The organism is Pelagerythrobacter aerophilus (assembly GCF_003581645.1).
GTDB lineage: Bacteria > Pseudomonadota > Alphaproteobacteria > Sphingomonadales > Sphingomonadaceae > Pelagerythrobacter > Pelagerythrobacter aerophilus.
In genome coordinates this window covers 16,546-30,424 of sequence record NZ_QXFK01000002.1, presented here as the reverse complement: position 1 = coordinate 30,424, position 13,879 = coordinate 16,546, and the positions used below count along the sequence as shown (strand labels likewise).

General features: G+C 63.3%; 13 protein-coding genes. 8 read left to right on the top strand and 5 right to left on the bottom strand.

The window, feature by feature from the left end; translation table 11 throughout:
• Positions 1-397: integrase core domain-containing protein (locus tag D2V04_RS00310; RefSeq protein WP_147391736.1), on the top strand; the 397-nt coding region annotated here is incomplete at its 5' end.
• Positions 398-477: 80 nt separating this feature from the next.
• On the opposite strand, the gene D2V04_RS00305 is transcribed toward D2V04_RS00310, so the two are convergent.
• From D2V04_RS00305 to dgcN, 4 genes are all read right to left on the bottom strand, one after another.
• Positions 478-3,456: a TonB-dependent receptor domain-containing protein gene (locus D2V04_RS00305; protein ID WP_228766174.1), complete on the bottom strand. Its 2,979-nt coding sequence runs from the start codon at positions 3,454-3,456 to the stop codon at positions 478-480.
• Complete coding sequence (locus tag D2V04_RS00300; RefSeq protein ID WP_119511397.1) at positions 3,453-5,051, bottom strand: N-acyl-D-amino-acid deacylase family protein; 1,599 nt, start codon at positions 5,049-5,051, stop codon at positions 3,453-3,455. The genes D2V04_RS00305 and D2V04_RS00300 overlap by 4 nt, the downstream gene beginning before the upstream one ends.
• Before the next feature lie 101 nt (positions 5,052-5,152).
• On the bottom strand, positions 5,153-6,142 hold the full coding sequence (dgcA, locus tag D2V04_RS00295; RefSeq protein WP_119511396.1) for an N-acetyl-D-Glu racemase DgcA: 990 nt from the start codon (positions 6,140-6,142) through the stop codon (positions 5,153-5,155).
• On the bottom strand, positions 6,100-7,137 hold the full coding sequence (gene dgcN / locus D2V04_RS00290) for an N-acetyltransferase DgcN (protein WP_182849599.1): 1,038 nt from the start codon (positions 7,135-7,137) through the stop codon (positions 6,100-6,102). The genes dgcA and dgcN overlap by 43 nt, the downstream gene beginning before the upstream one ends.
• Positions 7,138-7,422: 285 nt before the next feature.
• Here dgcN and D2V04_RS00285 point away from each other — a divergent pair, with 285 nt between their 5' ends.
• From D2V04_RS00285 to D2V04_RS00255, 7 genes are all read left to right on the top strand, one after another.
• A complete protein-coding gene (locus tag D2V04_RS00285) occupies positions 7,423-7,728 on the top strand; it encodes a BufA1 family periplasmic bufferin-type metallophore (protein ID WP_119511395.1) in 306 nt (101 codons plus the stop codon).
• 69 nt (positions 7,729-7,797) lie between these two features.
• Positions 7,798-8,157: a BufA1 family periplasmic bufferin-type metallophore gene (locus tag D2V04_RS00280; RefSeq protein ID WP_228766173.1), complete on the top strand. Its 360-nt coding sequence runs from the start codon at positions 7,798-7,800 to the stop codon at positions 8,155-8,157.
• Positions 8,158-8,175: 18 nt separating this feature from the next.
• Positions 8,176-9,099 carry an MNIO family bufferin maturase gene (gene bufB / locus D2V04_RS00275; RefSeq protein WP_324186829.1) on the top strand — a complete coding sequence of 308 codons (924 nt, stop codon included), beginning with the start codon at positions 8,176-8,178 and terminating at the stop codon, positions 9,097-9,099.
• Positions 9,086-9,832 carry an HvfC/BufC family peptide modification chaperone gene (locus D2V04_RS00270; RefSeq protein ID WP_119511394.1) on the top strand — a complete coding sequence of 249 codons (747 nt, stop codon included), beginning with the start codon at positions 9,086-9,088 and terminating at the stop codon, positions 9,830-9,832. The genes bufB and D2V04_RS00270 overlap by 14 nt, the downstream gene beginning before the upstream one ends.
• A 3-nt stretch (positions 9,833-9,835) precedes the next feature.
• Entirely contained in the window at positions 9,836-10,315 is a 480-nt protein-coding gene (locus D2V04_RS00265; protein ID WP_119511393.1) for a DoxX family protein, read from the top strand.
• A complete protein-coding gene (locus D2V04_RS00260) occupies positions 10,312-10,836 on the top strand; it encodes a sigma-70 family RNA polymerase sigma factor (RefSeq protein ID WP_182849600.1) in 525 nt (174 codons plus the stop codon). The genes D2V04_RS00265 and D2V04_RS00260 overlap by 4 nt, the downstream gene beginning before the upstream one ends.
• Positions 10,837-10,841: 5 nt before the next feature.
• Complete coding sequence (locus tag D2V04_RS00255; protein WP_119511391.1) at positions 10,842-11,486, top strand: NrsF family protein; 645 nt, start codon at positions 10,842-10,844, stop codon at positions 11,484-11,486.
• A gap of 47 nt (positions 11,487-11,533) precedes the next feature.
• Here D2V04_RS00255 and D2V04_RS00250 read toward each other — a convergent pair whose 3' ends face one another.
• Complete coding sequence (locus D2V04_RS00250) at positions 11,534-13,846, bottom strand: TonB-dependent siderophore receptor (protein ID WP_182849598.1); 2,313 nt, start codon at positions 13,844-13,846, stop codon at positions 11,534-11,536.
• Between the last annotated feature and the right edge of the window lie 33 nt (positions 13,847-13,879).

The window sequence follows — 13,879 nt, the reverse complement described above, 5'->3', positions numbered from 1 at the left end:
ACTGACCAGCCTGATCGGGATGCGCGGCAAGCCGCACACGGTTGTCAGCGACAACGGCACCGAACTGACCTCGTCGGCCATCCTGCGCTGGTCGCAGGAGCGGCGCGTCGAGTGGCACTACATCGCGCCGGGCAAGCCGATGCAGAACGGCTTCGTGGAAAGCTTCAATGGCCGTCTGCGCGACGAATGCCTCAACGAGACGTTGTTCACCTCGCTCGCGCACGCCCGCTTCGTGCTGGCCGCCTGGCGGCACGACTACAACAACGTCAGGCCACACTCGAAACTGGGCGGGAAGACCCCCGCCGAGATCGCAGGCGAACGTGTCTGGGGGCATGCCCCCAGACACGTTGCCATCCCATCAAACATCAATCATGAAGGAGCGAGACTCTACCTCTGAGTGGTAACAATCAGGGGAGCACGTCACCGCCACCACAAAAAAGGGGAGCGGCCGGAGCCGCTCCCGCAGGCAGGGTGAAGTCAGAACGAGATTTTCGCGCCGACCCGAAATGTTCTGCCGAGAAGGTCGTAGAGCGACTGGTTCGTGGCCGGCGTCGCATAGGCGCTGCCCGCTGGCCCGGAGGCCACGACCGGAGGATCCTTGTCCAAAACGTTGGTGATCGACAGAAACAGCCGGAGGTCCGCAGCGCCCACCGCAAAATCGTGATGCGCCGACGCGTCGAGGTAGAAAGCGCCGTCGATGTGGTTGGTGTTGATCGTTCGGCCCGTGGCGCTCGATTCCGGGCACCCTTCGGTGCAGACGATATAGCTGTTGTCGTAGGTGCCCGAACTAATCCCGCGCCCGACGAGATTCAGGCGAAGCGGGCCGTTCTCCCAGGATGCCATCATCCTGTAGAGAAACTCCGGATTGCCGCCATCGGTGTTCTCGCCGACGATATCGATCGCGGGGTCGATGCCGTTATCGACGGTGTTCTCCAGATAGAGCGTTGCCATGCCGCGCAGACTGAACGTGCCCGGCCCAACGTCGGTGCTGTAGCTCGTCTCGAAGTCCAGCCCCCTCGCGCGTTGTTCCGCGAAGTTGAAAGGGCTCTCGAAGATCTGGAGGTTGGTACCGAATTCATTGGGTCCGCGTACGATAGCAGCGCAGTACTCCTCCACGCCTTCATAGCAGCGATCGAGGATGATCTGGGCGTCGAGCGAGTCGATCGCGTCATCTATCTCGATATCGTAATAGTCCACCGACACCGAGAAGCCGGGCACGAAGTGCGGTTGGAACACCACGCCGACGCCCCACTGATCAGCCTTCTCCGGATCGAGATTGGGGTTGCCGCGGCTCGTTCCACTGAAGGGCGTAGACTGATTGTCGTTGAACGGGTCGATCACCGTGTTGGTGCGGGTCGAACCAGCGGTGAAGAGCTCGCCAAGATTGGGGGCACGGATATCGCGCGAGCGCGTAGCGCGGAACCGCAGGCCCTCGATCGGTTCGAACGTCGCCCCGAGTTTCCAAGTGGTCACGTATCCTGACGTCGAGTAATCGGTAGCGCGGATCGCACCGTTGACGTCGAGGCTGTCCAGTACCGGCACGAGAAGCTCCAGGTATCCCTCGGTAACCGAATACTCGCCGAAGCTGGGCAGGAAATTGCCCACGAACCAGCCGGACTGATACTGCGGGTCGACGAATCCCCGCACTTTCTCACGCCGATGCTCGCCGCCCAGAGCAACCGCGACCGCGCCTGCCGGCAGATCGAATGCATCGAAGGAGAGATTCGCGGCAAACACGTCCTGTTGAAACCGTTGGTTGCGATATGGATTGCCAACGACCCATGCCACAGCGTCGGGATCGGCGACGCCGATGCCGAACCGGTTGAGCGGAATGCAGCCGTTGCCTGGCTCGGCGAGCGACGATCGGCAAACGATCGTGCCTTCAGCGACTCCCAGAGCGTTGTCTGCGGGCGCGAAGACCGCGTCCGTTGCCGCTGCCAGCCGTGCATTGTTGGTAATGCCGACCGCCATCTCCCGGGTCTTTGCAATCCCGAGTTGATAGTAAGCGTCCCAGCGAGCGGACTTGCCCAGCAGATCGAACTCACCGTTCGCGCCGACCACGTAGCGCTGCACACTCCGCTTCCCATCATTGGTTCGCACGGGCAGATCGGCATTGGTGGTCCCGAAGCGGAATGACGTCTCGCCAGCGTCGGCCAGCGCCTGCCTGATCGAGTCCGGGAGAAAGGCGTTGTCGGCCATAATGGTGACGTTGCCCTGGTTGCGCTGGATGCCCAATTGGCCGCGATTGCGTGAGCGCGCATAGCTCGCCTGGCCGAAGACATTCAGCCAAGGGGCAATCTGGTAGCTGATACGGCCGAAGACGCTCCTGCGATTCTCTTCCGGATCGAGCGACTGGTCGTCGTTCACCTGAGTCATTGCCCAGTCTCCGCCGATGATCCAGGGATCGCGGCGCGTTCCGTAGTCGAATTGCCCCAGTGTCCCACCCTGGCCGAAATACGTGCCAGCGAGCGAGCCGCTTGTAATGAGGCCCCCAGGTGTCGCGAGGCTCAGGCCCGCCATATTGGTCACGAGGCGTTCCGGTTCACCGTTCCCGACGGCGTAGGCCGGGTTGTTGACGAGGTACCAGCCCTTGTCATTCCAGTCGCGGGGAACGCCGTGCAAACCTTCGCGAATGGCCAGCTCTCCATTCAGCAGAATGTGCCCGCGGCCATCGGCGAACGGCGTCCCGAAGGTAGCGTCGAAACGGTGACTGGGGGCGTCGCCATAGGTGGTGATGCCGGTCTCGGCACCGACCTTGAAGCCCGTGTAGTCGTCATCGAGAATGAAGTTCACCACGCCGGACACGGCGTCGGATCCGTAAGCTGCCGAGGCGCCGCCCGTGACGACCTCGACGCCGGAGATGAGGCCTTGCGGGAAGGTGTTCACATCGACCTGGCCTCCGATCGCGGATCCGACCGACCGTTGCCCGTTCAGCAGAACAAGTGTGCGGCTGGAACCCAGCGAACGAAGATTGATGGTGTTGAGACCCGCCAAGCCGGAGCTCATGGAGAGATTGGAGTTCGCAGGCGTCGAGCTGCCAACGACGGAGGGAATTTCGTTGACGAAGTCCGCGATATTGGCCGGCGCGGTCGCCTCGATATCGTCCGTACCGATAACTGTAAGGGGAGTCGGGGCATTGTAGCCGTCCCGCTGAATGCGCGTGCCGGTAACGACGATGACCCCGGACGGCGCGCCGGACGCAACCTCCGGTGCGTTGTCTTCCAGACCCTGAGTGGCTGGGCTACTCGCATCCTGCGCGAACGCGACGCTCGTGTAGAGCAGGCTCGTGGCGAGCGCGACTGCAGAACTCAGGTTTCGTCCCATCATGCTAATGTATCCCTTCCTATCGGCGGTCGAGCTGACGGCAGCTCGATGCGATTCTTCTTTTTCACCGCCTTCGAGGCATTTCCCCATGCGCCCGACGCAGCCGTTTGCCTCGTCCGGTATTCCGTTCACTCGCGGGCGCATCCCTCCGCAGCCCGTCGCAGCGGGCGCCCGGCAGCTCGACCCGTAGGAGCGCCTTCGTCGATTGCGATCGCGCCGTTCACCAGGACCGTTTGCACGCCTTTCGAGAACAGGGTTGCCTCGGTGTAAGTGGCGGCGGGAGCGAAGCTGTCGGGATCGAAGACGACGATGTCGGCGAAGTTGCCTTCGGCCAGAGATCCGCGGCCAGTCAGGTCGAAGAGCTCCGCCGGCACGGCCGTGCTCTGATCGATAAACTCTTGGAGATCGATTACGTGCTTCTCGCGGACGTAGACGTCGTACTTGCGAGCAAAGCTTGCGTAGTACCGAGGGTGCCCTGCCGATGCGTCGGAGCTGGTCACAACCCATGGCCGCTGCATAAATGCGGCGATGTCCGTTTCGCTCTGGTTGAACGACGCGACTCCCGCCTCCGAGCGCTTGAGCAAGTCTATGGCGGCTTGCACGGGATCACCATTCCCGTCTGCGAGGTCTGCCAGCGTTTTACCGAGAGCGTCGGACGGCCCCCGCGTGATCAGAAGCGACTGCGGTCCACCACGCCGGCGGAGGTTTTCTGCCATTTCCTTCCGGATTCGAGGCAGCAGCGTGACATCGGTAAAGCGGTCCAGCATGGCCTGCCGCCCCCCGTCCTGAGCCCAACGCGGAACAAGCGCAGCGGACAGGCCCGTTCCGGATGCGCTCCACGGATACTGGTCCGCATGGACGACTTGACCTTCAGCCTGGGCCTGCTCGATCCGCGAGATGATCGCACGCGCCTGACCGTGCACGTCCACGCCCAAAGCCTTGATGTGAGCGATGTGGACGGGGATATCCGCCTCTCGCCCGATCGTCAGAGCTTCCTCGATGGCGCCGGCGAGGCCGATCGTATAACTCGATTCATCGCGAATATGCGTATCGTAGATACCCCCGTGCCGAGCAGCGGCTCGCGCCAAGCTGACGACCTCGCCCTCACTTGAATAGCTCTGAGGGGCGTAGAACAGACCGCTCGACAGCCCCAACGCGCCCTCGCACATCGCCTCTTCCGTCAGTGCAAGCATTCGCCCGAGCTCGGCCTCGGTCGGCGCGCGATCCTCTTCCCCCACGACTTCCTGCCGCAGCGCGCCGAGCCCGACGTAGGTCGCGAAGTTGATGCCATAATCGCGTCCGCTGTCCGCGCGCAGCGTTGCGGCGATATCCGGACTACCGCCCCCGTCGACGCCAATGAAGGCGGTGGTCACGCCCTGCGTCAAAAACGGCAGAACGAGGCGCGCGGCCGGAATTTCGCTCGCCAGGGCATCGCCTATATGAGTGTGCGGATCGATGAATCCGGGCGTCACGACAAGGCCGTCGGCATCGATCACACGTTCGGCCGGATGATCGGTAGCCGGGCCGACATAGACGATGCGGTCGCCCGAGACGGCAACGTCGCCGACGAATGGCTGAGCTTTGCCACGATAGACCGTGCCGCCGGCGATCAGGATATCGTAGGGCGCCTCGTCCGCGGTGCTCTCCGATTGGGCTGCGACAGCCGTTGGCGTGTACAGGCCAAACGCGAGCATCGTCGCTGCCAAGATTGCGTAGTTCCCGTTCATGCCCACTCCCGCGTGTGACGTGTTGCAGCATTATTACGAAGCCGATGGGCGCGGGGAATGGGGAGAGCAATCATATGTTGGTTACCCTCCATAACGAGCAGTTATGGAAAGCCCCAGAATCCCGGCTCCGCCGGTTTCATCGTACCTTCGGATACCTTGATTCCGCCCGGTCGATCGGCTGCGAGCCAGGTGGGTCCATCCAGATCCACGAACGCGCATCGCTGCGCGAGGACAAGCGCGGGAGCGATCGAAAGCGAGCTTGAAACCATGCAGCCCACCATCAATTGCAAGCCCGATTGTCTCGCTGCGTTGGCGACTTCGAGCGCGGCCGTCAGCCCTCCGGTTTTGTCCAACTTAATATTGATGACTTGATAGCGGCACGCGATCGATGGGAGGTCGCCCCACAGGTGGCCGGACTCGTCTGCGGCCAGCGGAATCGTCGGCTCAAATCCCTCCAATTCCGCGTCATCGCCGGCGGGCAGGGGCTGCTCCAAGAGGTCCACCTTCAGATCGGCGAGCGCAACCTGCCGATCGGCGAGGCTCGCCATCGACCAGCTCTCGTTGGGATCGACGATCATCCGCGGCGTGGGCGCGACCTCGCGGACGGCACGGATAGCGTCCAGCGGATCCTCGTCGTCCACCTTCACCTTGAGAAGCGGTACGTTACGAAGCCCCCGCGCCGCGGCCGCCATGTTGGCAGGCGTGTCGATCCCCAGGGTCATGGCAGTGGGGGTCGGCGCCGGTTCGGGCCATCCCGCCAGGGCGGCAACGCTCTTGCCGCCGAGTTTCGCTTCGAGATCCCAGAGGGCGCAATCAACTGCGTTGCGCCCCGCCCCGGCAGGCATCAGGTCGAGCAGCTCGCGGCGGTCGGCGCCGTCCTCGATAGCCGCGCGTGCGTCATCGATCTGGCGCAAGGCGCTATCGAGCGTCTCGTCGTAGCGGGCATAGGGTACGCCCTCCCCGCGGCCTGTGATGCCATCTTGCGAAATCTCGACCGCGATTACGTCGGCGGCCGTCTTGGTCCCGCGCGATATGCGGAACGGCCGATTCAGGCGGAACGAAGATTTGACTGCAGAGATTCGCCGAAGCATTCTTCCATCCGATCGATGATTTCCTCCACGCCGAACGCAACGGGGTCGGTGGCCGGCAAGCCCGTTTCCTCCGCCGTGCGGCGGCACAGAGCGAGCGCCTCCTCGCGCTCCAAGCTCGAGGTGTTGAGCGCGATTCCTACAGCGATCACGTCCGGGTTGGTTAGCCGCCCCACCCGCAGGTTCGCTTCGATCGTGTCGGCCAGCGACGGCAGCGGATAGTGCGGCAGACCTCGCATATGCGGGCGTGTGGGATCGTGACAGATGACGATCGCGTCGGGTTGCGCCCCGTGTAGCAAGCCGGTCGACACCCCTGCGAACGACGGATGGAACAACGACCCCTGGCCTTCGATCAGGTCCCATCCGCCGTCTTCACGCGCGGGTGAAAGCTGCTCGATCGCGCCCGAGATGAAGTCGGCAATAACCGCATCGAGCGGTACCCCAGATCCGGCGATCAGGATGCCGGTTTGCCCGGTCGCCCGGAAATCGGCCGCAATGCCCCGCGCTCGCATCGCGCGCTCCAGGTGAAGCGTGGTCACCATCTTTCCAACCGAGCAGTCGGTGCCGACGGTCAACATGCGCCTGCCAGCGCGGGGCAGACCATTGCCCACCCGCAAGTCGGAGCCGACGTCACGGACGTCGAACAGCCGCCGCCCGTTGCGCTTCGCGGCGGCCACGAGGCGCGGTTCGTCTCGCAGGCGACTGTGCAGACCCGAAGCGATGTCAAGATTCGCGTCGAGCGCAGCTTCGCAATCGTCGATCAGTTCATCGCTCAGCGTCCCGCCGGCGTTTGCGATGCCGAGGATGAGCGTTCGGGCGCCCGCCGCCGCAGCTTCAGCGAAACCCATCTGGGGAAGGCCGAGCGAAAGAGCCCCGCCCTCCCGCACGAATTCACCGATCGCGTCCTCCGGCCGGAACATGGCAATACCGCGAGAGGTCTTGATGGCCATCGGATCGGCGGTCGATCCCAAGTATAGCAGATAGGGTGCTTTTATCATGATCCACAACGTCGCTATGATTGCCCAGGTCCTGCCAGCCCTCCTTCCAGAATGCGTATCAAATTGATCCGGCTATCTATAACCCATGGGAATATGCCGTTCGTGTCCGAGCGGGAGCCTGAGCCCCGTTCGCAACGAGTTCGATGAAGGGAACCGGGAGGGCCGACTTGCCGAGTTGCGTCATGCGGCCAAACGTGCCGCGCCAAGGTGTAACCAAACGCGTTCGGGATACGAATAGGCCGTCGCGAGGCGAAAAGCCTTGCGTAGTCCATTGAAAGGAATGTCATGAAAACATCCGCCAAACTCGCAGCCGCTGCGGCTTCGCTCGCCACCGCTGCTCTGATGGCTTCGTCCCCCGTCAGCGCCCAAGGCCAGGACGGAGCCAAGGACGCCAAGGAAAAGTGCTATGGCGTCGCGCTGAAGGGCAAGAACGACTGCGCCGCCGGCCCGGGCACGACCTGCGCAGGTACGTCGACGGTCGACTATCAGGGCAACGCCTGGAAACATGTCGCCAAGGACACCTGCGTGAAAATGGGCGGTACGCTCAAAGCGCACGCGGGAAATGCCCCTCCGGTGCCGCAGCGCGGCTGATCGGCGAGATGGCATGATGCGGCCGGTGGCCGCGTGATGCCCGCCTGACCAGAAAGAGAGGCCGCTTTCATGACGATGTATTCCACCCGTGTCGGCACGCTTGCGGCGGCCTTGAGCAGCGCAGCGTTGCTCGCCTCGTGCGGCTCGAACGGTGCCGACGGCAACACTGCCGCAGTCGCTGAAGGCAATGCCTCGGCCGATCAAACCGCGGTCGAGACGGAGATCGCAGAGCAGGAGAAATGCTACGGCATCGCTCTCAAAGGAAAGAACGACTGCAAGGCCGGTCCCGGCACGACCTGTGCCGGGACCTCGACCGTCGACTATCAGGGCAATGCCTGGAAATACGTCGATACCGGGACCTGTGAGGCGCAGGGCGGTTCGCTTGCCGAGCGGGCCGGCAACGCATCGCCCGTACCCCGGAAGGGCTGAGCCTTCGGGACGCGGCAGATGCTGGCTGACATGTCATTCCCCTCCGAATTGCCTCCCTCGGCCGGGATTGGACTGAAGGCTGATCACTACTCCCAGGTGATCCGGTCCGTGTCAGCCAGCACCCACGATCCCGACACCGGCGATTTCTTTTCGCCCGGCTGGGTCGAGGTTCACCCGCAGAACTATTTCAGTGCGGGCGGGCCGCCGCACCGTTGGCTTGCCGCTATTTCCGAAAGACTGCCGCTCAGCTTTCACTCGGTCGGTCTTTCGCTCGGCAGCGCGCAGGGGCATGACCGCGAGGAACTCGATCAGCTAGCATCGCTATGCGACCGCTACGCGCCAGCACAGGTTTCCGACCACCTGAGCTGGAGCGGAAGCGCGAACAATCGCTACCCCGACCTGCTTCCCGTTCCTTATACCGAAGAGGCCCTGCGCCATTTCGTCGGACAGGTCTCGATTGTGCAAGATCGTCTCAAGCGACGAATTCTGATAGAGAATCCATCGCGCTATCTGGCCTTTGCAGGGGATGAGATGGACGAAACGGAGTTCCTGCACCGGCTCTGCCAGGGGGCAGGTTGCGGGATACTCTTCGACATCAACAATATCGAAGTTACCGCAACCAATCTGAAGCTCGATCCCTATGCTCTGGTCGATGCGATCGACCCGGCATTGGTGGGCGAGATCCACCTGGCCGGACATGCGCGGGAAGAACACGAACAGGGTCCACTGCTGATCGACGATCACGGCTCGCAGATCTCGGATCTCACCTGGGCCCTGTTCGCGCGGTTCATCCGGCGCGCCGGGCGGCGGCCCACCCTGATCGAATGGGACACCAACATCCCTGAATACGAAGTGCTCGTAGCCGAAGCACGCACGGCCGAGACGCTCATGCGCGAGCAGGACATTCTGTCGGACGCGAGCATGGCCGATGCCGTCGCTTGAGCATGTTCAGGCGGCGATGATGCGGGCGCTGGACCTTGGCCCCGCCCACCTTCCCGAAGGTCTGTTCGCAGCCGGACGGGAACGGGCTCTGCTGGGCATGAGAGTCCACGCCAATACCATTTCCCACGCCCGTCTCGTCGCGCTGGAGGATACATTTCCACGCACCCGCACGACGCTGGGACATGAGATGTTCAATCGAATCTCGCGCGATTTTCTCGATTGGCCGGGCGTGACGTCCCGCCCGCTTGCGCGGATCGGAGAGACCTTCCCCTCATTCATCGAAGGCCGCGGCGACGCCCGAGACGCAGCCGGGCTGGCGGCGTTCGAATGGCTTTGGCTGGAAGCTTACCTCGCAGCCGACGCCCCGGCTCTGACCCTCGCCGATCTTGCCGGCATCGGCGAGGACGCATTGCTCGGAGTGGTGCTGGCGCGCCATCCCGCCGCACGCCTGGCCAAAATCGACCCTTCGGTTCGGCAAGCAATCGGCGCGGAAGTACCCGGGCTTTGCAATGCACATGCCGTTCTGCTGACCCGCCCGGAAGCGCAAGTCCTGATCTCACCGGCAACCCCGGCCATGTCGGCCTTATTCGCACAGACCCGTGAGCCGGCCGAAATCTGTAACCTTCTGGAGTCCCGCTGCGAACCCGAGAGCAAGGATTTACTGCCAACGGACGACATCATGGCCGCGCTGACCGCGCTCATGGATACCGGGGCGCTGAAACGGGTGGGATAGACGATGAAGATTCCGGCACTTTATGATCGGATGACCGACTGGCTGGCGGGGCGGATGTCCGAAGGCTTCGTGCTGTTGTTCGTGCGTGTGGTGTTGGCGGGGATCTTCTGGCGATCGGGCCAGACCAAGATTGCCGAAGGCACCTGGTTCACGATCAGCGATAATACCTATTTCCTGTTCCAGGAAGAATATCGCGGCGTCCCTTTGCCGAGCGATCTTGCGGCGATAACGGCCACCGTTTCCGAACACCTGTTCCCGATCCTGCTCGTGCTGGGCCTGTTCACGCGCCTCTCGGCATTGGCGCTTCTGGGCATGACCCTGGTTATCCAGATCTTCGTTTATCCCGAGGCGTGGTGGCAGGTGCATTCGCTGTGGGCGGCTATGGCGCTTGTCCTGATAATCCGGGGCGGCGGATGGCTGTCGATGGATGCTCTGCTGACGCGCAGAGTCCCGATCGGCAAACCGGCACCGCGCGCATCGTGAAATCGGACGAACCCTCGCTTGCCCGTCTCATGGCGATGGCGCAGCGGGGCGACCAGCTTGCCTATCGCACGCTGCTGATCGAATGTCGGCGCTGGCTCAAGCAATATTTCGGCACGCGAATAGCGCCCAATCATCTGGACGATCTGGTGCAGGAAACATTGCTGGCGCTGCACCACAAGCTGGCCACATATGACCCGGCCCGCCCCTTCCTGCCTTGGCTCGCCGCCATTGCCCGTTACCGCTGGGTCGATCATCTGCGCCGTGTTTATCGCGCCGAGGAAACCGAGCTCGAAGAAGAGTTGATCGGAAGGAGCGACGAGCCGGCCATTGCCGCGCGCATCAGCCTCGATCGGCTTTTCGAGCAACTGCCATCGGCGCAGGCACAAGCCATCGAGCTGGTCAAGATCGAAGGGCTCTCCGTCGCCGAGGCCTCACACGCCTGCGGCCAAAGCGAGTCTCTGATTAAAGTGAACATCCACCGCGGCCTGAAGAAGCTGACCGCGATGATCGAGAAAGCGTAAGAACCATGTATCGTGACACGAATGCCCTGATCGACGAACTGACCGCAGGGCTCGAGCCGGTCCGGCCGCTGCGCCTCTCCAGCGGACTTAGGTTTGCGCTGGCGGGGCTCGCTGTCACGCTCGCGGTCGTGGCATTGCTGTTCGGTATTCGCGGGGACGTGTTGGCCGGAAGGCTCGACCCGGTGTTCCTGCTGTCGGCCGGGTTGTTCTTCGTGCTCGGCCTGGCAGCTTCGGTGACTGTGATCGTCATGAGCCGTCCGCAGGTCGGTCGCGATCACGGCGGCTGGAGATGGGCCGCCGCCATGACCGCACTACTGCCCCTGTCCGGTATTATTACCTGGATGGTGAGAGGGCCGGACGCCGTCTCCGCCGCGACCGTTGGGCAGGGCCTCGAATGCGCCGTGATCGGCAGCATGCTCGGGCTGCTGACATTCGCCGTGCTCACATTCTGGCTACGTCGCGGCGCGCCGACCTCACCGGAGCGCGCAGGCCTGCTCACCGGCGTGGCAGCAGGCAGCTTCGGCATCTTCGCCTTGTCGCTCCACTGCCCGTTCAGCGACGTCGTGCATGTCGGCCTGTGGCACAGCCTGGCGGTTGTCGTGAGCGCCGGCCTCGGCAGGCTCGTGCTTCCGCGCCTGATCCGCTGGTAAGCGGTCAAGCGTGGTTTCGACTGGAGACAGGCGCCCTCGCTTCATGGTCACCAATTGTAGCGCAGCGAACCGATGACGGTCCGCGAGGCTCCGAAATAGCAGCTGTTGTTGAACGGGCAGGCGGAGACGTGCCGTTTGTCGAACAGGTTGGCCGCGTTGAGCGCGAGGCTCCAGCCCGCAAGGCTGCCGGCCGCATGGCCCAGATCGTAGCCGATCAGCGCATCCACCAGCAGAAAATCGTCGGTGCGAAAGCGCTGGAAGGTCGTCACGCCGTCGATCACTGCCCGGTTCGTGGTGCCGTCCGATCCGCCGACATAGCGCAATCCGCCGCCTAGCGTCAGACCGGCCAGCGGGCCGCCAACCGTTTCGGCGTCGCCGAAGTCATAGGAGAGAAAGGTCGACGCCGCCCATTCGGGCACACCGAGCTGGCGTGTCCCGGTGGTCGTCGGCGTGCCGCTGTTGGTATCGCTCGGCGGGATCGCCGGCGTGCCTTGCGTGATAATCGCATCGGTATAGCTCGCCGCGGCGACGATATCGAAGCCGGGCGTCAGCTCGCCGCGCGCTTCCAGCTCGGCTCCGCGCACCCGCACCTCGCCGATCTGGATCTGCGCGTTGCTCGGGATATCGCCCGTGCCGGCCGCCGGATCGCCGACCGGTACCTTCTGGCGACGCAGATCGTAGGCCGAAAGGGTGAAGAGCGCATTGGTCCCTCGCGGCTGGAACTTGAGCCCGCCCTCGTATTGACGGCCGGTCGTCGGGAGGAAAGGTTCGCCAAGATACGTGGACCCGGACTGGGGCTCGAAGGACTCTGAATAGCTGAAGAAGGGCGACAGGCCGAACTCGAATTCGTAGAGCGCGCCCAGACGCATGGTGAAGGCGCTCTGATCGAGCGGCGTAAACGTGCCGTTCTTCTTGTGGAGCGTGCGCTGCTGGTACCAGTCCTTGCGGCCACTCGCGATCAACCGGAGCTGCCCGATCGACATCTGATCCTGAACATAGATGCCGACCTGGTCGCGCGAGGATGACGTGTTCATGTAGTTGGGCGAAAGAACGGTCAGATCCATGCTCGGTAACGCGGTGCCATATACCGGCGCGAACAGATCGAGATTGGGCACGCTGGTAAGGGGATTGTCCGTCACACCGGTGTTGAACTGCCGGAAATCCTCGCCGGTGATCCGCGAATAGTCGATACCGACCAGGACGTTATGGCCGAGCCCACCGGTCTTGAACTGCGCATTCAAGTTGTTGTCCAGCGTCAGCGTATCGAAGTCCTCGTCGGCCCCGCCGCCGCCGCGAATGATCGTCGAATAGTCGGTATTGCGATCTGCGCCGGTGCCCGTGGTCGCAAAGCCCGCGACATAGAGCTGGCGGTAGGAGAGCGTATTGTTCTGGAACCGCACGCTTGACCGGAAGGTCAGCGCGTCGCTCAAGTCGCGGCGAAAGAAGGCTGCGATCGACTTTGCCTTGTGATCGTAGCGTTCATAGCCCGGATCGCCCGTGTTGATGTCGCGCGGCAGCTCGCCGAAAGGATTCGGCAAGACCGATCCATGCGCCGGAACGCCCGAGTAGCCCCCACCGCTCGGCGAACGCTGATAGGCCGCGACGAGCGTGAGGCTGGTCGCGTCGTCGGGCACGAAGCGCAGCATCGGACTGACGTGATAGCGCTCGCTGAACGTCCCATCGGTGAAGCCGTCCCCCTTTTGCCAACCGCCGACAATGCGGCCGAGCAACTTTCCGTCGCCTGTCAGCGGCTGGTTCACGTCGATGGCGCCGCGGCGGAAATCGTACGTGCCCAGTTGCCCCTCGATGCGCCCGAACGCCTCCGCTTCCGGCAGCTTGCTCGCGAGATTGACCAGACCCCCGGGGGTGGAGCTGCCGTAGAGGACCGATGCGGGCCCCTTGACCACGTCGATGTGGTCGATGCGGTTGAAATCGACCTGCGGACGCGAATAGGGGCCGGCGATCAGCTGCATGCCGTCGAGAAAGATGCCCGGCGCATAGCCGCGCAGAACGAGCTGGTCGTAGCGCGTGACGGTGCCGCCGCGCTGGTTCGCCGCAACGCCAGCGACATAGCCGACCGCCTCGTTGACCGATAGCACGTTGCGACGCGTCAATTCCTCGCCATCGATGACGGTGATCGTCTGAGGGGTTTCGAGCAGCGGCGTGTCGGTCTTGGTTCCGGTGCTCGCCTGCTGCTCGTCCTTGAGGCCCGTAACGATTATCGTATCGCGATCACCGGCATCGTACGCGTCAGCTCCGTCGGCCGCCTGAGCAACGCCCGGAATCAAGCCTGCCATCGCAGCGGACGCGACCAGTTTCACGAACAGCGACGGTGTCCCGCCAGGCGAGCGCTCATTCATCACGGATATACCCCTTGAGATTGCTATTGGTAA